Genomic DNA, 21,585 nt, shown 5'->3' with positions numbered 1-21,585 from the left:
GAGGAAGATGCCTGCCCTCCCGGCAAAACATCTTCCCTTTTCTATTTTCTTCTCCGCTCCATTTCTTCTTCCGTCGCCATCTGCGGCACAGGCTTCCCGCTCTTTCTGGCAATCTCCTCTTGCTTCAGATGGAGCCGATCCAGCACAGAAATCCGTCCTCCAATCTTCCGAGGCTTGTTCGGCAGATTATTCATACGCCCATCAATCATGTTGTAATTCTGCTCTTCCGTAATCTCGGCGCTGCGCAGATATTCCCCGTTTTCGTAGGCTTTCTGCCAGTTTTCCATCACCGGCTTTTTAGTTTTCTCCGGTTCCGGCTCTTTTGCTGGCGGGTGCAGGTACTCCCAAATCTGCTGTTTTACTGTCCCGTCAAAGCCGTGGAAAACATTGTCTGCCACCATATTCCCCGCACTGTCCAGCACCACATTGGCCGCCTGCGCCCCGTAAACGGTGTGTTCCATGAGGAAAAATTCCCGCCCGTCTATGATGATACTGTCATAGGCAAGCCAGCTTCCTTCTTTCCCCTCAATATGAAAATCTGTTGTATCATAGGAAATCAAGGCACTGGAGGAACCCAGGCGGTGAAAACCGGCAAGCACAACAAAGCCTTCTTTTTCCACATAATAGGCTGTGATCTCGCCACCGCTGTTTAAGACCAGCACATCACTGACGCTTAGGCTGTGGCAGGCAGATCTGCGGGGCGGATGCTCCCCCAGGCGCTTCCGGATCGTGTCCGGCGTATCCCCTTTCTTCATCCGTCCCAGGTAAACCTGTTCATAGTTCGCATACCGCACAGGGATATGCTGCTCCTGCAGCGTTTTATAAGAGCGGTAGCGGATCATCCGGTTTTCCGGGATATTCTTCAGTTGGTACAGGGCAAATTGGCTGATCTCCATCACGCTTCCTCCGCCGGTTCCTGCGCATAGGTTTCCAGATCCATCCCTGAGAACTCCTGATCCGTGAGCTGCTCCATTTTCTTCAGCGTACTGTTGACAAGTGCAAGCATCTCCCCATCTTCGCTGATAAATGGAAGCACCCGGCGGATTTCCTCCATGGTTCCGGTACGGGTATCCTTCTCAAACACAGCCATAACAAAATATTCCTCTTCCGCAAATCGTACTCTCATAACTCCGGTTCTCCTTTCCTGCGCCCCTGGGCTATCTTTTCAGTTTTCTCTCCCTCTTTTTGTACCTGCTGTTCCTGGGCTTTCTGTTTTGCCTGCCTCTCACGAAGCGCCGCAAGGACAGACTGGCGCACCCCGGCAGGCTTCGATGCTTCTGGTTTCTGTAGCATATTCCCCGGTCTGTCCTGTCCGCCCGGTTCTGCCGCCGGCTCTGTCTGCACCGGCTCTTTCCTCTGTTGCTCCTCTGCCAGCATTTTCTCCAGGTCTGCCATGGCTTTCTGCACCAGGGGGCTTTCCTGATAATGGGGAACCAGGTCAATCGCATCTTTCGAGATGCTCCCGGCCCGCATCAGTTCATAATCCCCGTCATACATACTCCCGTCCTCCAGCCGGAAGCCGATCCCTTTGATCCCGTTCATCCGCTCCGCCGGGATCTCTTTGTATTTCTGAAAGGCTTCCCTCAGTGTCAGGTTATCGTGATACTCTCCCATCACAGGGAACTCCATGCACTCTGCCACATAGAACGTAATTTTTGCTTCTTCCACCTCCGGCTCATACATAACTTCCGCCCTGCCCGTCTCCTGTGCCTGCTCAATTCTTGTTAACAATTTCTTTGCATTTTCTACATCCTCTGGAAGATCGTCATTCTCCCCCTCGGCAATCTCTGCCACCCATTTCCGTATGGACTCTGCTTCTCCGGAAACAAGATCAGCATAAATCATTTCCACATTTTCTTCCCTGTCCTCAACTGTATCCCGGTATTCATACAGATCAAATTCGTTTAGAAACTGATCAATATCATATGCCAGCTTCTTCAATTCTTTATCATCCAGATATTTCTCCGCATTTTTCATATATTCTTCCATAGTATAGGTTCGATTCTCAGATACTGGGGTAATATCCAGCGGAATCCCTACAATCGCCATTCCAGCTTTATGAAGGGCCGAGAAAAAATCATCTTCCCGGATATTTCCTGTGTAGAAAAGAACCACATCCAAATCAGAACCATTGTTGTATAATCCCGCTCTTGTGCGGCTGCCATAAACACGGGCAGCGTTTAGTTTTACTTCGTCCTCCAGTCCCATATCCTCAAGCTGTGCCTGTGCGTAACACAACACCGTTTCCTCTATTGCTGAACGGCTCATATCACCCAGCGCTTTTTCTTTTTCTGTTATACCGGAAGTTAGTGGCATTTCTATTTTCCCTTGTATTTCTCGCTGCCCTGCCTCTGTTACTGCCTCCATAAAGTCGTTCCAACAAACCACATGACACTGAGCTAACATAATCTTTTCTTCATTAAGGAGAGCTTCCACCGCCTCTTGAATAGAAATATCCGTGTTCTCATAAGATCCTCCGTCCAGTTCCCGGTATTTCCGATCATAAAACGTATAATCAAACCAGCCCTCTGCGGATGTCTGAATATAAAAGTAACCTTTCATCGATGGAAGTTCATACACGATATTGGTATCTTTATTATCAAGATAAAACTGCGCATGGTTATACGCATCTGCCACTTCATCATTTATCCATTTTCCATCCAATGAAGCCTTTTTCACATCCTCCACATTTTCAATCCCATTCTCACATTTGAGCAGCGTCATTCTGGAAGTAACAGGCTCCCGGCTTTCCATCCCCAACCGTTTGTCCAGGTGGTTTGGTAACAGGTGATATGCCTGGATTGCTTCATCCAGGTTTTCAAAATACTGATATTCCCGCTCTGCTTTGTCACCATAGGCGTCATTCACCACATAGAACTGCTTGATAAACGGCTCTGGCACTTTCTCATAGAGATATTCTGTGATCGCTTCCATAGCACCATCGTCAAATCCATGCTCCAGATTCTCCGCCACCAGCTTCCCGTCTGCATCCACAATAATCCCTGCCACCGTATCCCCATACCCGTCATGCTCCATCCGGAAGAAAGTCTCCCCGGCGATTTCCTTCACTTCTGCCGTGTGCCAGGTGCCAAAATGCCCCTCTACCAAAAGCCCTTTTGTCTCCGGGCCGATCTGTCCGGCCTGTTTTTCTTGCTCCTGTTCCCCCATTTCTTTCCGGGCAAGGCCGATAAAACCGTCCATGACTGCCGGATGGCTCGTCACCACATAATCGGCATTGAGATCCATCCCACGGCTGATATTCTCCGGGATTTTGAAGCGATCCGCCCATTCCTTAGTCTCTTTTGAAAACCGCCCGTCTGATCTGAGGTGCTGGACGGTACAGGCCAGCACAAAAGACACCCGTTCTGCCCCGTATGTTTCCACCACATCTGCCGCAGCTTCATGGGCCAGATGATACCCGTCAAAGTGGCTGTCAATCGCTTCTTCAATCGCTTTCTTACAGTCCAGGTTCAGCTTCCGTGAATCCAGGTAAGCGTCTGCGTTTCTATGTTCCATAGCGTAAGTAAGATCCGACAGATAGAGCGGCGGATATTCTTTTATCTGGCTTTCCAGCAGTTTCTTTCTCTGTGCATCAAATTCCGGAAGCTCTTGATACCCAAAGCTGTCCACATAGTAGGCGGTCAGCTCCTTATCTTTTTTCAGGACAACCACATCACTCACCGACAGGGAATGCCCGGTATAGTCTGCCGGATGGTCTGTATTGAATTTTGTATACAAGGCTTCCAGGGTATCCCCTTCCTGCAGTTCATCTCCGTAAACGAACTGATAATCGGCGCCGTCCACAGTGATGCCCTGTTCCTGCAGGTAAGCCATTCCCATAAAACGATAATCCGTCCCGTCCCTGTCCTCACGGAGCTGATAAATCCCATATCTGTCCTGTTCGCTCTGGAAAAGCGCTGTTTCCTGATGACGCTGGGCTTCTCTCTGGATTTCCTGCATACGTTCTACCATCTGATCAATAAACTCTCCGGAAACTCTGCGAATCGTATCCATAGAAGTGCGAAGCTCTTTCATATCCTTATCACTACTCCATCCGGCAATATAGGGAAAGGAATATTCTGACGTATCCAGACCGAAATACTGGCAGACCGTATAGGCCACGCTTTCCGCTTCTACTTCCCTTGTCAGCTTATCTTTTTTCTCGCCCATTTCCTCCATAACGTCCCTGTCATGGAGCTTTGCGTGGGTAACTTCATGGATACCGGTTTTCATGGTCTGGCTTTCACTCATGCCATTCTGAATCACGATTTCTTTATCTATACTGCTGTAAAATCCCTTTGCCCCGCTCTCAATCTCGTCAAAACGGATCGGCACCGGGGAAATATCCCGGATCGCCTGCATAAATATCTCATAGTTTTCCACACTTCCCATCAGCTCCGGCGTAGCCAGTTCCGGAAGCGGCTCCCCGTCAGTCTGGGATACATCAAATACCGTAGTGATCCGGAAGCGTGGGATTGTATATTCCACTTCCTCCATCTCCGGCGTCCCATCCGGCTTCAGCACCGGCTCCAACGTCGCCGGATCAATCTTCTCCACTTCTTCCTTTTCCCGGATCGGCGCAGGGGCAATGATCTGGATGCCTTTCTCCCCACGCTTCACCTGACGATGGAACTTTTTCTGCCATGCCTGATAACCAGCCACTAAAGTTGCATCCGGTTTCTGCAGATGGATCAGGAGCGTATTGTTAAAGCTATAACTGTGGAATTGGGACATGGTTTTCAAATATTCCATGTACATTTCTGATGTGAAAATCTCTTTGACGCCCTGCTCCAACCGCTGGGTAATCTCCTTCATTCTTTGGTTCCTGTCCTTTTCTGCCATACTGTCCTCCTTAAAGCTCCCGCCGCCTGCCACAGCAGGAACAGCCTGTTTTTCTTTTCTTTATAATTGCGGTTCTACCTTTCTCTCATGTTTTCCTATTTTCTGCTGTCCGGCAGCAATCCGCTCCTGGGCTTCTTTCAGCTTTCCAAGCACTGATGGCCTGCGGGGGGTGTCCGCCACAACCGCTTCCTCCGCCACTCTCCCGGCATCATTTATCATGCTTCCCGGCTGGTCTGCCGCCACTGTCCCGTCCTCTGTCCCAAGCGCTTCCGCTGGGCCTTTCTCGTCCATGTTCAAAAGGGAATTTAACTCTGCCAGACGCTCCGACTTCTCCGCCAGCTCCTGCTCTCTCTCAAAAGGCTTTGCCACTTCTTCCTTCGCTGTCTCCAACTGTTGCTGTAAGGTTTCCAATTTCTGCTGTGTCTCTGCCGCTTTCTTTTCAATGCCGGACAAGGCGTTGCTGATCCTCTGCAGGTTCCCCAGGGCGTCCTTTCCAATCTCCACTTTATAGCTGCACTGGCGTTTCAGCGTCACCATATATTTCTGGTTAAAGCTGTCAAACTCCGCACTCATCTGAAAACCGTAAAATTCCCCGATCTGCCCGGAAGTTTTCACCGCCTTTAGTCCGGCACAGGCAGCAATCAGCGCTGTGCCGGACTCTTTCCGGTCAGTGTATTCTTTCCCGCCAACCGTCATGGAAAACTCGTCTTTTTCTCTGCCTTTTTCCAGAAGCGGCTTCACCGCCTGGAAGTCTGCTTTCAGCCCCTCCAGCCGCTCTTTCGCCGCTGTGATCTGCAAGGGATAATTCTTCGCTATATCCGTCTCCAGACGGTATTTCTGGCTGGTATGGTTGGCTTTCATCAGCTTTAACTTGCTCACCTGGATGTCCAAATCCATCTTTTCCTTGATATAGGGATTTCCAGTGGCCAGGGCTTTGATCTCCGCATAGGACAGCGCCGCATCGTCCACATCCTCACAGGCACGGACAGGACTTTTGCTTGTCATGATCTGGCTGATGAATTTCTGCTTATTCTCCAAAATCTGCCACATATAGGCATCGAAGGTGTTTTCCGTCACATACCGGAAGATCTTTACTTTCTTATTCTGGTTTCCCTGCCGGAGAATACGCCCCTCCTGTTGTTCCAGATCTGCCGGTTTCCAGGGGCAGTCCAAATGATGGAGGGCAATGAGCCTGTCCTGGATATTTGTGCCTGCCCCCAGCTTTGGCGTAGATCCAAGGAGGATGCGCACTTTCCCGGAACGCACCTTTGCGAACAGTTCCGCTTTTTTTGCCTCTGTACCTGCTTCATGGATAAAAGCAATTTCCTCCCTGGGGATACCTTTTGCCACCAGCTTTTCCCGCACGTCATCATATACATTAAAAGTGCCGTTATTCTTCGGTGTGGAAAGGTCGCAGAAAATAAGCTGGGTAGAACGGTTCTGTGCGGTTTCCTGCCAGATGTCAAAGGCATTTTTTACACAGCGGTTTACCTTGCTGTCCGGGAAATCCGGGAGCATATCGTTGATGAGCCGCTGATCCAGGGCGCACTTTCGTCCGTCATTGGTGATCTTGAGCATGTTGTCCTCACGAGGCTCCACCAGGCCGGAGCGCACCATCTCCGCCCGGTCAGCAAAGGTACTGACCAGATCTTCCTGCTCTGGACTGGGCTTCAGCACCTCATTGATATACTCCGCTTCCGGCACCGGAAGGTGGAGCATATCCGCTGTCTGAATGTCCGCTGACTCTTTAAACAGGGAAATCAGCTCTGGAAGATTAAAAAAACGGGCAAACCGTGTTTTTGCACGGTAGCCCGTCCCTTCCGGCGATAATTCAATCGCCGTCACTGTCTCCCCAAAAGCGGCGGCCCAGGAATCGAAATGCCCTAGCCCCATCGCCTGGAGGGTGTCATATTGTAAGTAGCGCATAATGGTATAAAGCTCATAAGGTAGGAAACGCCACGCCATACTTCCTTTCGTCCGTGGTCTTGGCGTAACCCCCTCCAGAACCGTGCTTACACCTCTCGATGTACACGGCTCGCCATCTTTCATAGTTTAAGTGATTTTGTCTTTGCTTCTTCGTAGCATTTCGGGCAGAGAGCCAATGACTTCCGCCTTTTCAGTAACATCAGTTCATCAAATTCATTATCAGCGTTCAAATCTTTTAAGCGCTTTACATGGTGCATATACACTTTCACGGGGTTTGCTCCGCACATCTCGCATTGTCCGCTTTTTAAACGTCCTGCAAGACTATTCGGTTTTATCTGCCCTCTGTATTTCGGCATAATGTCTACAAATTCAGGTGCGATATTGTTATTACGCCTAAATCCTTCATTGTAAAACTCACACCGCTTTGTTCCACTCTTGGTTTTGTAATCTGCGCCAAAGTCGCCCTTTACGCTACGGTATTTCTTATACATCTTCATAACAGAAGAATTATATTTTGCCGCCAACGTCTTTAAACAGCTTCCACGCATGATAGAATGAAATTTCCCCAGATTGCATACATTGATTGCTAACCTGTAATAATTGTACAATCCTCTGATTTCAGAATTATATTTACTGATGATTGCCACATCGTCTAATGGCATAAGCGCCCCTCTGTGGAGTGGCTTCCAAATCTCTTTGCCGTTTTCGTCTTTTTTGATTTTAAACGCACCGTATTCGTGCAGTTTCGCAATCCATTTTTCTTTCGGCATATATAACTGCACTTTTCCATACCACACCCGTTGCAGACCTTTTTTCGTCCGCTTTGTGTCCTGACTTCTTGATATTCTTATGTCGTATCCAAGATACCGCACCTTTTCAGAGGAATGGGTAACGTGAGTTTTCTCCTCCGACATTGTGAGATTTAGCTTGTCTTTTAGAAATATCTTTACCTGTTCCTTGATATTTTCAGCATCCTGCTTTGAACCTGTTATTGAAATCAGGAAATCGTCAGCGTAACGGTTGTATTGAAGTCTTTTGTAATTCTCATCCATCTCGTCTAAATGTGGTGTGGACAACATCACTTTCCTTGCTTCTTTAAATGCTGCTAGGTTTGCTTCTGTGCGCTCTATTTCCAGATTTTTCTGCGCTTTCCGATAAGCCCAGCGTACCTTATCATGGTCTTTGTGGACTTTACGGCTTCTTGTATCGCCTTTGTCAAAACTCTTTTTCATCCTTGCCATGAACTCATCAAGTTCATTCAGATAGATGTTGGCAAGTATCGGACTGACACCGGAGCCTTGTGGACTGCCGGAGTACGTTTCATGGTATGTCCACTGTTCCATATATCCTGCCCTTAGAAACTTCCACATCAGCGATATGAACGCTTCATCTTTTATGCGCTTTCTCAAAAGCTGTATTGTGATATGGTGGTCGAAGCTGTCAAAACAAGCCTTAATGTCTCCTTCGATTATCCACTTTGCACCAGTGAACAGCGTTACGATTTCTTTTAACGCTGTGTGGCAACTTCTTTTCGGTCTGAAACCATGTGAATTATCAGAGAATGTCGGCTCATAGATTGCTTCAAGTATCATACGGACAACTTCCTGTAACAGTTTATCGTCCGTTGACGGAATCCCCAATGGGCGCTTTTTACTGCTGTTTTTCTTCGCAATATAAACACGCCTTGCAGGGTTCGGCTGGTATGAGTGGTCTCTCAGCTTCTGAATGAGCTTTTCAATGCGCTCCATGCTCATACCGTCAAGAGTGAATCCGTCTGCACCTGCCGTCATGCTCCCCTGAGAGGTCGCAATATTCTGGTATGCAAGCAGATAGAACTCTGGGTTGTACAGGTTACGGTATAATCTCTCGTACCTGTACTCTTTGTTTTTTGCTTTTTCACTTAAACTTTTCAATACATTTTCGGGACTTCTCATAATGCCTCACGCACCTTTCCTTATTATTTGTATTGAAGAAAGACTGTCTCCCTTCGCCATGTGGACGGCTTTCCCGTCCTCGGACTACTACGGAGACTCTGTTGCCATAGTAAATATTCAGAGTCACTTTTCTCATAGCACTCATAGCCGATTTTCGGCATTTTACCTTAGGCAATCCCCGTTTAGAACTGTAATAACATAAGCCTGTTATGATTTCGGATGTGACGTTCGTCGTTTTCCATTATCCTATGGCTGATTTACTCTGGGTATCTTGTGGATACGCATGGCCGACTCATATCCACCAGAGTACATGCGAGTATAACTTCCTTACGCATGGAGCAACATTTTGCCCAATCTCCGACTGTCATTCAGGCAGTTTAGCTTTCATCCTTATTCATAACTTTTCGCCACTACCACGCAAACACTTTGGAAGTTTCCGTGTTTCGTGCCCTCCGACATGCTACACTCCCCATCGGGTTTCCCCTTTTGGATAAGTCGGGTGACGATAGGGTGCGGATTATTCCGCTTTGATACCTTGCCCTATTACTTGCTCAAGGTAAGATTATTACAGCCCCTTACGGGCGCACCACCATACTGTTGGAAACAGGCGTCCCTGTGGCAAACGTCACCCCACGCCCGCCGGTGATCTCATCTAAATACTGGCACTTAGCGAACATATCTGAGCTTTTCTGTGCGTCCGTCTGTGCGATCCCCGCAATATTCCTCATTTTTGTATAAAGAAAAAGGTTCTTATAAAAATGGCTCTCATCCACAAACAGCCGGTCTACCCCAAGCTGCTCAAACGTTACCACATCATCTTTCCGGCTCTGGTCGTTGAGGCGCTCCAGTTTTGTCTCCAGGTTCTTCCTGGTCTTTTCCATCTGCTTTACCGTATAACGGCTCCCTTCCTGTTCCGCAGCTTCCTCTATAGCCATGGTGATCTCGTCGATCTGCTTTTCAATGGACATTGCCTGCCGCTCCCTGGACAGGGGAATCCTCTCAAACTGGCTGTGCCCGATAATGATAGCATCATAATCCCCGGTGGCGATCCGGGAACAGAACTTCTTCCGGTTGGCCGGCTCAAAATCTTTCTTTGTCGCCACCAGCACGTTGGCGTTTGGATAAAGCCGCAGGAAGTCGCTTCCCCATTGCTCGGTCAGGTGGTTCGGCACCACATACAGGTTCTTCTGCGACAGTCCCAGCCGTTTGCTCTCCATGCCGGCGGCGATCATCTGGAAGGTCTTACCTGCGCCCACGCAATGGGCAAGGAGCGTGTTATGCCCGTAAAGGATATGGGCAACGGCGTTCTTCTGGTGGGGCATCAGCGTAATCTCCGGCGTCATCCCGGCAAACTGGATATGGCTGCCGTCATACTCACGGGGCCGGATACTATTAAACAGCTCATTGTATTTCCTGCACAGCGTCTCCCGCCTGTCCATATCCCGGAAGATCCATTCCTTAAATTCCTCCCGGATCATCTCCTGTTTCTGCTGTGCCAGCATGGTTTCTTTCTTATTGAGGACTCGCTTTTCCGTGCCGTCCTCCTGCACTGTATCATAAATCTTTGTGTCCCGCAGGTTTAAGGCATCTTCCAACAAACGGTAAGCATTGGCCCCCTGGGTGCCATAAGTGGCCGTCACACGGGGATTGCGGTAGTCCGCATTTTTCCCGCTCACATTCCACTGGCCGTTGACCGGGGCATACTTCACCTCGATCTGCCGTCCAAGCAGATAATCCGGTGTGCCAAACAGTTCCCCCATAAACTGGGTGATATACGCCGGCTCGATCCAGGTAGCGCCAAGGCGCACCTCGATTTCTGACGCATCCAGGTCTTTTGGCTGCACCCGCTCAAGCGCCTGCACATTGATGGCATATTCCGGATGATTTTTCGCAAATGTTCCGGCTGTCTCCAGCTTCTCCCGCACATTTCCGGACAGGTATTCATCCGAGGTCTCCCAGCTTTCTGTCACCGGGTTTTTAAAGATCACCCCGGCCAGTTCCTCCGTCACTTCTTCCTCCGTTTTCCCGGAAAGCTGTGCCATAAAAGGCACGTCCACTTTGGCCCGTTCCCCGATAGACACCGCCAGGGCTTCGCTTGCCGTATCCACGGATGTTACCGCCTCCGGCTTCCGGATCGTCCGTTTGGTAAAGATGTCGGCTTTCCGTTTCAGGTTCCCTTCTTCGTCCAGGATCTCCAGGGAAGAGAGCAGGCAGTAGCTGCTGTCCTGGGAAAAGGCCCGCTTGTTGGCATTGCTGCTGATCAGCCCGTATCTCCCAGTAAACTTATCGTATGTCTGATTTAGCTTTTCCTGAAGGGCATGGACTTTTTCGTCACTTCCGTCCTCTAGCTGGCACTGGAGAAGCTCCTGCGTCAAGTCACGCAGCTCAATCATTCCCAGCACACGCTCCGTTGTCATAGCCGGCAGCTCCATCCGGTTCATCCGGGAATTTTCCCGGTAATACACAACACCGTCCACGTTGGCAAAACTGAAATTTTTAATGGACGGGTCTGCCGGGATGGACGTGTCAATCTCCCCTAAATCAGAATCCTCCAGTTCCATTTCCGTGATCGTGCCGTGGATATGACTGACCGCTTCCTTTAACTGCTCTCCAAGGTCTGCACCTGCTATGGGCTGGCAGACAAGCTGCGGCCCATAGGGGCCGGAAACGATCTTCTGCTCCCCCAGCACCATCTCTGGATGGTTCTGGAAATAGCGGTTGACCGTAATAAAGTTATAGGAGGTTTCTCCCTTGTCATTGGTATATTCTTCCCGCAGGATCTCATCCGTCTGTACCCACTCCGGCACTTCCTTCCCAAGTATCCGGGGAGCGTCCAGTTTCTGCAGGAACAAAATATCCGTGTTCATCCTTGTCCCGGCATTGGCCTGGAACGCATTGTTCGGCAAACGGATGGCTCCCAACAGGTCGCACCGCTGGGCGATATATTCCCTGGAACTTGCGTCTTTCTTGTCCATGGTTCCGCCGCTGCTCCCGTTGGATGTGACAAAAGCGATCACCCCGCCGGGGCGCACCTTATCAATGGTCTTTGCGATAAAATAATCATGGACAAAAAATTTCTGCCTGTCATAACGCCGGTCTATGAGCTTATAGCCTCCAAAGGGGATATTCCCTACCGCCACGTCAAAAAAGCCGTCCGGGAACTGGGTCTTTTCAAATCCATTGATGGTAATGTCTGCTTCCGGGTAAAGGAGCTTTGCGATCCTGCCGGAAATGCTGTCCAGCTCCACGCCGTACATCTTCAGGTTATCCATGCCCTCCAGCACAAGCCCCAGGAAGTTCCCGATCCCGCAGGACGGCTCCAACACATTTCCTTTCTCTAAACCCATATTTCCCAGGGCTTCATACATAGCTTTGATCACAACCGGCGGCGTATAAAAAGCGCTTAACGTGGATTCCCGTGCCGCCTTGTATTCCTCCGGGTCAAGCTCCGTATACAGTTCAATAAATTCGTCCGCCCAGGCTTCATTCCGTTCTTCAAAAGCTTCCTGCAGGCCGCCCCAGCCCACATAGCGGGATAGGACTTCCTGTTCTTCCGGTGTGGCGCTTGTCCGCCCTTCTTGCTCGATCTGATGAAGCAGCCGGATAGCGTCCATGTTGGCACGAAACTTATCTTTCGGACTCCCGGTTCCAAGGGCATCATCGGTGATACGGAAATTGACCGCCCTTTCCTGCCGTTCTGCAGCCGGGGCCGGCTCCTTTTTCTCCGGCTCCAGGGGGATATGGTAATACTGCCGGATGGTGTTGATGGTGTCCAGGGACATCACTTCTGTGGTAAGGTGCGAAAGCTCCCGCTTTACCACCGCCTGATTGTCCGTCTCCAGACGTTCCAGTACGTCAAGAATCAACTGCATCTGTTCCGGGGAAAACTCCGGATTTAAAACCGGCGCTATATCCTGCCCTTTTTCAGCAGCGGCATAAATCACATCCATCTGCTCCGGGGAAAACAGTTCAAAAGAGACGCCTGCCTGCTCCATAGTATCCTGAATGTTTTCTTCCATGGCGGCATAGGCTTCGTCCAGTTCTTCATCCGATAAAGTTGCCCCCGGCTGTCCCGGCTTTAAAATCTCTGCTCTCTCTGGCTCCTGTTTTTCTGGTTCTAATTCCGCTTCCTGCCCTGGTTCATCCATTTCCTGTGTCTCCAGAACAGGTATGTGTGTTTCCTCCTCATTCTCTGCTGCAGTTTCCGTTTCCGGAAGTGTCTCCGCATTTTCTTCTTTCTCTGCCACAGACTCCGGCGATTCCGGCTCCTCTATACCAGCCCCCATAAAATCAAAAAGGGTCAACTGCTGTCCTGTCCCCTCGATTTCGATTTCTTTCCTTTTCTCCGGAAAAATCGTATAGGTTCCCTCTATATAATCATGGATCACAGAGAGCGTCTCCGCCCGCTCCTCATACTCCGGGAAATCCAGGGGCAGGGCGGCAAGGGCAGCGGCCATCTGCGACACAAGCCTTTCCGCTGTCTCCGGTTCTTCCAGAAGCCCCGGCAGGCGTTTCCTGGCATCTTCATTCAGCAGATCCGCCTTAAATGGGCGTTCGATTTCCTCCGGCATACGGGAATAAAAACCAATGATCCTCCTGGCCAGAACCTCCCGCTCATAGACTGGCATACGGGAATAATCCCCGGCTTTCAGGTACATTCCCTGATCTATGAGCTGCTGGACACGCTTTGCCGCCTGGGGCCATTTCAGAAGTTCCGTAGCCGACGGATTTATATAACCGCCTCTGCAGAGTTTGATCCCTTTCCCGTCATAGTCTGCATGGGAATCATCCGCCCCGCTCAAGGCATGGCTGCATCCGCCGATCCCATACCGCTCTTTTAAGAAATCCGCCTTTTCCTTTGCGGTTTTCTCCTGGATAAAAAACGCATAAGTGGAAAGTCTCCCGTCAGAGTAAGGGCCTCCACCAGTAAGGAAAGAGTCAATCTCATCTTGTGTAATAAAGATTTCGTGTTCCTGCCACTGAAATCCTTCTCTTGCCTGATAGGGAACCGCTTCTTGAGCGAATTTCTGAAACTGTGCTGCTACTTTGTCTGGACGGTAATGATGAAACCGCATTAAGTCTTTGTCGGTTTCATAAGCATCTGCCAGTCCAGCCAGACGCTCATTCAGCTCTGCCAAATACTCTGGCTGTACGATCAGCTTTCCAATCCGTTCTGTCTTTTCCGGATAACCATATCCAAATTGATGTTCTGTTCCAAAAACAATCTCCGCTACACCTTCTGCCATATCACTGTGCATAAAGGCAAGTGCCTGTGCATGTTCTTTTACGGCATTTTCTCTTGCTGCATCCAGTACAGACTGCGGGGCATATTCCCCTTGCTTTAATAGTTGTTGAATCCTTCCAGACACATCCTCCCAAGACAAAAATGTTTTATCCAGAATCCGATCATGTACCGTATTCCCCACAGCAATCTGCATCCCCAGCTCGTTATACCAGACAGAATACTCTTTTCCGCCAATCACAAGCCCGATACCGCCCGTACCGTATTCCCGGCGCACAAAATCCGTATATTCCTCCGGCGTCTGCTCCATCATAAAATTATAAATGATCCGCAGATGGCTCCTGTCACGGTTGCCGCCTTTTCTTAAAACTTCATCAATCACATCTGCTGGGATCGCTGTCTCCCCGGCATACAAAGCAGCCTGCCGCTCCTCAATGGAGCGGATCTGCTGTTCTACCGTAGGCAGTTCGGGCAAAGAAAAAGCAGAGGCTGCTTCTTCCTCTGCTTCATTCAAATCCTGTTCTGTTGTTTCTTTGCTTAGCTGTATACCAATTCCGTCAGCACGGTTTCCTCCGCCATCTGTGTCAGGCTGTTCATGTGTGCTGTCCACGCCATCTGATCTGTCTCTTTGTCTGGAGCCGGATACTTCATAAGCAGCCCTTCCATCATGTTCTCCATCCGATTCTGCGCTGCCTGCTCGATCTCCTGCAGGTGGCTGTCCAGCTTCCCGCTCATCAGCAGGCTCTGGTACAGGTTCTTCTTGTATTCTTTCAGGTATGTCCTCCGCAGCATCCCGTATTTCCCGATGGCCTGCGGTTCCTCCTGAAGCGTCAGGTTCGGAAACAGGTAATCTCCCTTGCGGTGATAGGTCAGTTCCATTCGTTTTCCCTCCTTCATCATTTTCACTTTCACGAATTAACGTGTTAAATTCATCATAAGGTACTTCCTTCTTTTTTGCAACTGTTTTTTCTGGTTTTCCATGGGATTCTTCCGCCTGCTTTCTCCATTCTTCCACTTCCGCCTGCCGGATCGTCCGTCCAATATCACGGAGTATCGGTTCCACAAACTGGCTGGTGGCATTTCCCAGGAAAGCCAGGACAGACAGATCATTATAATCTGTAATGCTTGAGAAATCCGCTTCCTCCAGGTATTCCATAGGTTCTAACCCACAGCGCCGTGCCAGGGAATAAAAAGCGCTGTTTGCAAGAAGGGTACGGAACTCCACCCGGATGGTATCGTCATCCAGCCCTTCCAGGAATGTACCGGGGATGGCATACCCTATGCCGTCCATGGCTTCCTCCAGGCTGTCAGCCGCCATCTCCTCCGCAATCTGCCGCAGCGCTGCAGCCAGGTCAGAAGCCCCGTCTCCATCCAGCCCATAAGTATCTGCCAGATGGTTCAAAATCATTTCCTGCTGTTCTTCTTTCATCCGCCACAGGTACGGCGTCTTGCCGCCCCTTACCGGGTGGGTGTCTGATACGTCAAATACATACCGCAGGGCACGCCTCGGCCCGGTGTCGTCGATCAGGGCGATCCCCTTCGCTCCCCGGTTTACCCACCGGCGCATCTTCTCATTCCACACTTCCAGCTCCGCACAGGCCGTTGCGTCCGGACGCTGGGCGTGGATCAAAAGAGTATCTGAGAACGGATAGCGGTAGAGTCTGGAAGCCGTGTCCAGATACCCCATCCAGTCCCGTGGGGAACCGCTGACTTCTTTTGCCGTCTCCCGTGCCAGGAAACGGATGTCATTGATTTTTGCCATGTAGATCCTCCTGTAAATCATAAATTATCCCTGTATGGCGCTGGCTGGGGCGTCTGCTTCATACAGGTAAAAACTGTCTTGCCCCTCTTGTATAATCCCGCCCTCCCCGGTTCCCTGCCGGGGAGGATTTTCATTTTTTGTTTTTCTTTTTCGGGAACTCCAGGCGGAAACTGGCTTTTCCTTCTTCCGTATCCAGGCAGAGATACGCCGCAAAGGTTCTTCCCTTCTTCTGGGAATACAGATCCGGCACATACGTCCGCCCATCCTTTAAAAGCTCCGCCGCCATCTTTTTATCCATCCTTTTCTTCATCCCGGACAGATACCGGTTCTCTTTCCAGAGGGCAAAGGCACACTCACGGCTGCCACAGAAGAAGTTTCTCTTGCTTTCATAGACCGGGCTGCCGCACACCGGGCAGACGCCGATCTGCTCTCTGGGATAAAAACGGTTTTGCTCCTCCACGGACAATTCCCCGCACTCCAGAAGCATCCGGTCAATCAGTTCCTCAATGCCGTCCAGGAACTCCTGTCCGGGAAGCTCCCCTCTTTCAATCTGGAGCAGGCGGTTCTCCCACTCCGCAGTCATGGCGGCTGACCGCAGATACTCCGGAAGCACCGAGATCAGGTCTGCCCCGTCCTGGGTAGCCAGAAGCTGTTTCCCTTTTCTTACGGCATAACCAGAAGATACCAGTTTTTCAATAATGGACGCCCTGGTTGCCGGTGTGCCAAGCCCTTTTTTCTCTGTTTCCGCATCAAACTCCCGGTTCCCGGCAGTCTCCATGGCAGATAACAGGGTATCCTCGCTGTAGGGTTTCGGCGGTGTTGTAAAATGCTCGGATACGCTTACCGTAACCGGATGGAACTTCTGGCCTTCTACCACATCAGGAAGGAAAAATTCCTCCCCTTCTTTCCGGCTTTTTACGCCTAAATGCTTACGGAACTCTGCTTCTATTGCTTTCCATCCTATTTGCTGAATGACTTTGCCTTTTGCCGTAAATATTTCCCCGGCACAGGATACAGTGATCTCTGTTTCCTGATAAATGTATTTCTGCGCCCCGGCACAAAGCAGCCGGACACTGATGAGCTGAAGGATGTCCTGTTCCCCTTTGGACAGCTCCTGCAGCTCATATGCCTTTAGCTCTGCCGTGGGGATAATCGCATGGTGATCTGAGACTTTGCTGTTATCCATCATGCGCTCTACGTCCGGCTCCAGCGGATAGAGAGAAGAAAAGCCATATTTCTCACACGCCATTGCAACCGCCTGCCGTGCAGTCTGCCCCATATCCTCTGTCAAATACTGGCTGTCTGTCCGGGGATATGTCACCAGTTTTTTTTCATAAAGGCTCTGGGTAAAGTCCAGTGTCTCCTTTGCCGTATAGCCAAAATAACGGTTGCTCTCCCTCTGGAGCGTGGTCAGATCATACAGCTTCGGCGGAGAAACAGCCTTTTCCGTTGATACGCAGGATTCCACCACGGCTGTCCCGCCCTCACAGGCTTCCTGCAGCCGCCGGACTTCTCCGGTGTCAAACAGCTTCTCTTTTACCGCCTCCAGCCCGCCGCAGTCCAAATGGAGGTTATAGTATTTCTCTTTCTGGAAATGGGTGATCTGCTCTCCCCGTTCCACCAACATTGCCAGGGTAGGCGTCTGTACCCGTCCTACTACCAGGCGTTTAAAATATTTCGTGGTATAAGCCCTGGTAGCGTTCATCCCAATGAGCCAGTCCGCTTTCGCACGGCAGACCGACGCTTCGTAGAGGTTCCGGTATTCTGCGCCGTCTTTCAGGCAAGAAAACGCCTCCCGGATAGCAGAATCCTCCATGGAACTGATCCAGATCCGCTTGATGGGCAGACGGCTTCCGGACAGTTGATAAACCCGGCCAAAAATCAGCTCACCCTCCCGTCCGGCGTCACAGCCGTTGACCACATACTCCACATCCTTCCGGTTCAGCAGCTTCTTTAAGACTGCAAACTGCGTCTTTTTATCTTTCGCCACAGCCAGCCGCCATTCATCCGGCAGGATGGGAAGGTCAGTAAATTCCCACTTCTTATACTTTTCCCCATAGTCCTCCGGCGGCACATACTCCGCCAGATGCCCCAGGCACCAGCTCACCAGCCATCCGTTTCCTTCCAGATAGCCGTCCTGACGTTTCTTAGCCCCTAATACTTTCGCATAGGCCAGGGCCACGCTGGGTTTCTCCCCTAAAACCAAATACATCGGATACTCCTTTCCGGCTTTCGCCTGTATGAGAAAGGGCAGCCAATTCCCTGGCTGCCCCCTTCTGATACCTTTGCTTTCATCAACACTTATGCTTTATTATTTTCTTCCTCTGTGGAACCGTCCTCTTCCGGCTGATCTTCATTGACGTAAGTACCGCCGTCATAGAACTCCAAGTCCTCCCCGTCCTCCTGAGACTCCTCTTTCTTCGGCTTCACAACCTTAAAATAATAGCCGGTTCCAATCGCTCCCGCAGCCAGGACGCCAACCGCCAGGAGCGCCCCGGTATTCCTGCCGTCCTCCTCTTCCGGCTGTACCGGTTCTGATCCGGTTTCGCTCTCCGTCTCGCTTTCTGCCGGCGCTTCCGTCTCCGGGATCACCACCTGGGGCGCTTCTTCCGTCTTTGTCTCATCCAGAAACTCCGCCAGATCATTTTCATCCACCATGGAGAGCATATAGACATTTTCCGTATTGCTGGATCGGTCTAGCACTAAAAAGAACGTGTTTCCATTTTTTGTCTGTATCGTCAGGAATTCTTTCGTTCCATCCCCCGTCTTATCATCCAGCACTTCCCCGTTTCCCGGAATGGAAAAAGGCGTTTCCCCGCCCTGTGTTTCCTCCTGGGGCGTCCCTTCCGTCTGCCCCGCAGCCTCCTGCTCCGGGATCACTGTCCCTTCGTTTTCTGATACCGGTTCTGTGGCTGCCTCTGTCTGCTGTGGGTCTGGCACATAAGCAAAAGCTGTCGTAGCGGTGGAGGAAAAGATCCCTCCCGCCACCGCAAGCGCCATCACCCAGCGGTTAAATTTCTTCATGCTTCCTGTCCTCACTTTCCGGCGCTGTCTCCTGCGCCTTTTCTTCCATATCTTCTTCCGGCTCTGTGCCGTCTTTCCCGTCTGTTTCTTCTGGCCCCTCTGCCATGATGGGAATAGAAACTGTCCCTTCCTGAATCCCTTCCAGAAGCTCTAACATCTGGTGGCTGTCCAGCTTCATGGAGCGGATGGTTTTTATAATCTCCTCATTCTCAAGCTGTTCTGCCAGCAGTTTCAGTTCTTTTAAATGTTCCTGCCACTCGGCAATCTTCTTCTCCGTTTTCTGGATCTCATCCAAAACCCGGTGCAGCTTCCGGTTCATGCCTTACACCTTCCTTCTAAAAAAATTTATCCATGGATGCGTCCAAAGGCCAGGAAATGCTCCTGCCAGTAGGACGATGCTATGCTGGTATACTGGATAGGGTTCCCGCAGTGGATCATCATGTTATCGCCCACATAGATTCCCACATGGCTTGCACCCGGCGTATCGTAAGTCCCCTGGAAAAAGACCAGGTCTCCCGGCTTTGCTTCCGACGGGGAAACCTGGGAACAGTATCCCATCAATCCGTCTGTAGTCTGCCTGCCGATATTCCAGCCATTGCCGCAGTTATTGATCACCCAGCTCACGAAGCCTGAACAATCGAAACTGGTAGACGGGGAACTGCCGCCCCACACATAGGGATACCCCAGATACTTTTCCGCCTCATGGATCATGTTGGCAAATTTCTGGTCGGTCAGGGCTTCTGCCGGAATCTCATAGCCAAAATCACCACCCCCGCCTGGAAGGGTTTCTGTATCGAACAGATAATCCCTGTTTCCATATGTGCCGTTATACAAGTCATACCGGCCTTCCTCATTCTCATCCATCAGCTCCCGCAGCACGGCGTCCAGCCCATGGTTGGTGAGTGTCACATCCAGACGGTTCACTTCCTGTGTGGTTGTCACTTCCACTTCCTGGCTTCCATTATCGTCCGCAATATAAGCTTCCCAGGTCTGGTGCCCGTGGGCAGATGCAGCGGCATGGTCGCTGTAATATACATCAAACTGTACCCCGTACCGGGCGAAAGCACCCGTATCCTCCACCACATACTCTACGCCATTCATAATGACTTTTGTTCCTATTGGCACAAAAGGATTAGAAGCATCCACGGCAATGGTATGGTTGGCTGTGGGATAGACACCACTTGCCGTAGGGCCGCCGGCCCATTGCCCGCAGCAGATAGAACAACTGCAGTAACCGCTGGTTACGACCTGCCCCAAGGATTCCCCCACCCGCACCATTTTTGTTTCTGTCACGGTTTCCCGTGTGCTTTCCGTGGCAATGCTGTACTGGCGCTGAAAAATTTCCTCCACTTCATCCTTTACCTGTTCATAGGTAAATTCCCCATATTTTGCAGAAAAGTAAGAAATCAGGTGATACGGGTTGTGAGAGATTTCATCAATCTGATAGCGGTACTCGTCATATCCGGGATAGCGGCTTTCCATGCTGTTGATCTGTTCGTTCAGCGCCGCCTCCAGCGCAGAATACGCATCCTCCACTGCATAAATATCCTCGTCCGTACTCCCATAAGTGGTACTGGCAATGGTAGAAGCCGCTCCACCCTGGATGGAAGCGCCGCAGCTTGCCATCAGGGAAGCGATCATCACAAAGAACAGCATGGCTGCCGCCGCAATGCCCAGGATGCCTTTACTCCTTGCAAACACAGAAGAAGCCACGCTCCTTGCTTTAGAAGCAATGGTCTGCGTGGCTTTTACTGTCCCTGCCGCTGTCTTTTCTCCTTTTTTCGCTGCCCGGTACGCTTTCTGATACTGGCGTTTCTGCCAGAACTTCTGCAGGATTCCCTTTTTGGCCTGCTCTGCGCTCTTTACCGCCTGCGCTGTTATCTCACCGCCTTCCTGTGCTGTCTCATACAGAAGGCTTCTTGTCCCCCTTTCAAGGGAACCGGCTTCCTGAAGGCGGACGTTTCTCTTATGGAGGCCACGGCTTGTCCGGTGCATGGCATAACGGAGGGCGCTTTCTGTCATCAGCTCTGCCCGGTGGACTCCTTCCACGGCAGTGTTTTCCTGCTCTGCTTCATGGGTTTTTCCATGGACGTAAACAGCGGCGGAACCTGCCGCCGCTGAAACTGCCTTCTTTGAAATCCCCATACCGGCCCCACGCACCATGCCGTTTCCTTCATCCCCAAAGGATAAACGCTTCGCCTTCTTCTGTTCTTTCTGGATCTGCTCCCGTTTGGTTTTCCCTTTGATCTCCTCCCGGAAGTCCTCCATGGTGGCGGCATCCTCCGGTTTCCCTCGCCCTTTCCGGGCATACTCCTGCACCAGCTTTTTCTTCCGCAGGTGGGAAACCTCTGACACGGATTCCAACAACACTGACGTATCGGACGGATACCCCCGGATGTTTCCGGAGCGGAAGGACTGCTCCCGGATACTGTCATGGGCGGCAGATGCCAGATTGTCCTCCCCGGCAGGCTCCGTCTGTCCCGGTTCTGCCGTATTCCCTGTCACAGAACCGGGAAGGATTGCAGGATTAGTTCCGGCTAAATCGCCTGTCTCTACGTTCTCCCTGCCGGCGGCATGAGGAGAAATATCCACTGGCCGCCCTGCCTCCGTCTGATTCTTTAATTTCTGCCTTCGTTTCCTGCCCTCTGATGGTTGCTCCGGCTCTTTCTCCTGCCGGGAGAAGGAAACATCCTCTGCCTGTTTTAGCAGTATCCGTTCCTCCCGCTCCCGGTGGCTGACACGGACAGTCTCCCCATTGTACAGGTTTTCCTCCGTCAGTCCGTCCCGGTTCATCTTGCGGACAGTTTTATCCCTGGCTTTGTATTCCTGATCCTGCATATACAGTTACCACTCCC

The 21,585-nt window shown here is 50.8% G+C and carries 9 protein-coding genes and 1 pseudogene; all 10 read right to left on the bottom strand.

The window, feature by feature from the left end; genetic code table 11:
- Positions 1–41: 41 nt before the first annotated feature.
- Complete coding sequence (locus B5G00_RS00445) at positions 42–896, bottom strand: YodL domain-containing protein (RefSeq protein ID WP_070088772.1); 855 nt, start codon at positions 894–896, stop codon at positions 42–44.
- A complete protein-coding gene (locus tag B5G00_RS00440) occupies positions 896–1,126 on the bottom strand; it encodes a transposon-transfer assisting family protein (protein WP_087266870.1) in 231 nt (76 codons plus the stop codon). Before B5G00_RS00440 ends, B5G00_RS00445 begins: the two co-directional genes overlap by 1 nt.
- Positions 1,123–4,842, bottom strand: coding sequence for a DUF3849 domain-containing protein (locus B5G00_RS00435; RefSeq protein ID WP_087266867.1), 3,720 nt, complete (start codon positions 4,840–4,842; stop codon positions 1,123–1,125). Before B5G00_RS00435 ends, B5G00_RS00440 begins: the two co-directional genes overlap by 4 nt.
- 60 nt (positions 4,843–4,902) lie before the next feature.
- Positions 4,903–6,783, bottom strand: a pseudogene (locus B5G00_RS00430) (helicase-related protein); the annotation flags it as partial.
- A gap of 104 nt (positions 6,784–6,887) precedes the next feature.
- On the bottom strand, positions 6,888–8,702 hold the full coding sequence (locus B5G00_RS00425) for a reverse transcriptase/maturase family protein (protein WP_002576337.1): 1,815 nt from the start codon (positions 8,700–8,702) through the stop codon (positions 6,888–6,890).
- 575 nt (positions 8,703–9,277) lie between these two features.
- On the bottom strand, positions 9,278–15,706 hold the full coding sequence (locus B5G00_RS19905; RefSeq protein ID WP_140403097.1) for a DEAD/DEAH box helicase family protein: 6,429 nt from the start codon (positions 15,704–15,706) through the stop codon (positions 9,278–9,280).
- A gap of 130 nt (positions 15,707–15,836) precedes the next feature.
- Positions 15,837–17,918: a type IA DNA topoisomerase gene (locus B5G00_RS00400; protein ID WP_087266859.1), complete on the bottom strand. Its 2,082-nt coding sequence runs from the start codon at positions 17,916–17,918 to the stop codon at positions 15,837–15,839.
- An 89-nt stretch (positions 17,919–18,007) separates the two neighbouring features.
- Positions 18,008–18,730: a CD1107 family mobile element protein gene (locus B5G00_RS00395; RefSeq protein WP_087266858.1), complete on the bottom strand. Its 723-nt coding sequence runs from the start codon at positions 18,728–18,730 to the stop codon at positions 18,008–18,010.
- Complete coding sequence (locus tag B5G00_RS00390; protein ID WP_087266855.1) at positions 18,717–19,049, bottom strand: DUF4315 family protein; 333 nt, start codon at positions 19,047–19,049, stop codon at positions 18,717–18,719. Before B5G00_RS00390 ends, B5G00_RS00395 begins: the two co-directional genes overlap by 14 nt.
- A gap of 26 nt (positions 19,050–19,075) precedes the next feature.
- Entirely contained in the window at positions 19,076–21,568 is a 2,493-nt protein-coding gene (locus B5G00_RS00385; RefSeq protein WP_087266851.1) for a C40 family peptidase, read from the bottom strand.
- Positions 21,569–21,585 lie beyond the last annotated feature (17 nt).

Origin of the sequence: Blautia sp. An46 (assembly GCF_002161645.1) — a bacterium.
Lineage (GTDB): Bacteria > Bacillota > Clostridia > Lachnospirales > Lachnospiraceae > Blautia > Blautia ornithocaccae.
This window is presented reverse-complemented; position numbering and strand designations above follow the sequence as displayed.

What these genes read in the sequence shown, in the direction of transcription:
- B5G00_RS00445 (WP_070088772.1), bottom strand. Translation starts at nt 896, where the DNA reads ATGGAGATCAGCCAATTTGCCCTGTACCAACTGAAGAATATCCCGGAA.
- B5G00_RS00440 (WP_087266870.1), bottom strand. Translation starts at nt 1,126, where the DNA reads ATGAGAGTACGATTTGCGGAAGAGGAATATTTTGTTATGGCTGTGTTT.
- B5G00_RS00435 (WP_087266867.1), bottom strand. Translation starts at nt 4,842, where the DNA reads ATGGCAGAAAAGGACAGGAACCAAAGAATGAAGGAGATTACCCAGCGG.
- B5G00_RS00425 (WP_002576337.1), bottom strand. Translation starts at nt 8,702, where the DNA reads ATGAGAAGTCCCGAAAATGTATTGAAAAGTTTAAGTGAAAAAGCAAAA.
- B5G00_RS19905 (WP_140403097.1), bottom strand. Translation starts at nt 15,706, where the DNA reads ATGGCAAAAATCAATGACATCCGTTTCCTGGCACGGGAGACGGCAAAA.
- B5G00_RS00400 (WP_087266859.1), bottom strand. Translation starts at nt 17,918, where the DNA reads ATGTATTTGGTTTTAGGGGAGAAACCCAGCGTGGCCCTGGCCTATGCG.
- B5G00_RS00395 (WP_087266858.1), bottom strand. Translation starts at nt 18,730, where the DNA reads ATGAAGAAATTTAACCGCTGGGTGATGGCGCTTGCGGTGGCGGGAGGG.
- B5G00_RS00390 (WP_087266855.1), bottom strand. Translation starts at nt 19,049, where the DNA reads ATGAACCGGAAGCTGCACCGGGTTTTGGATGAGATCCAGAAAACGGAG.
- B5G00_RS00385 (WP_087266851.1), bottom strand. Translation starts at nt 21,568, where the DNA reads ATGCAGGATCAGGAATACAAAGCCAGGGATAAAACTGTCCGCAAGATG.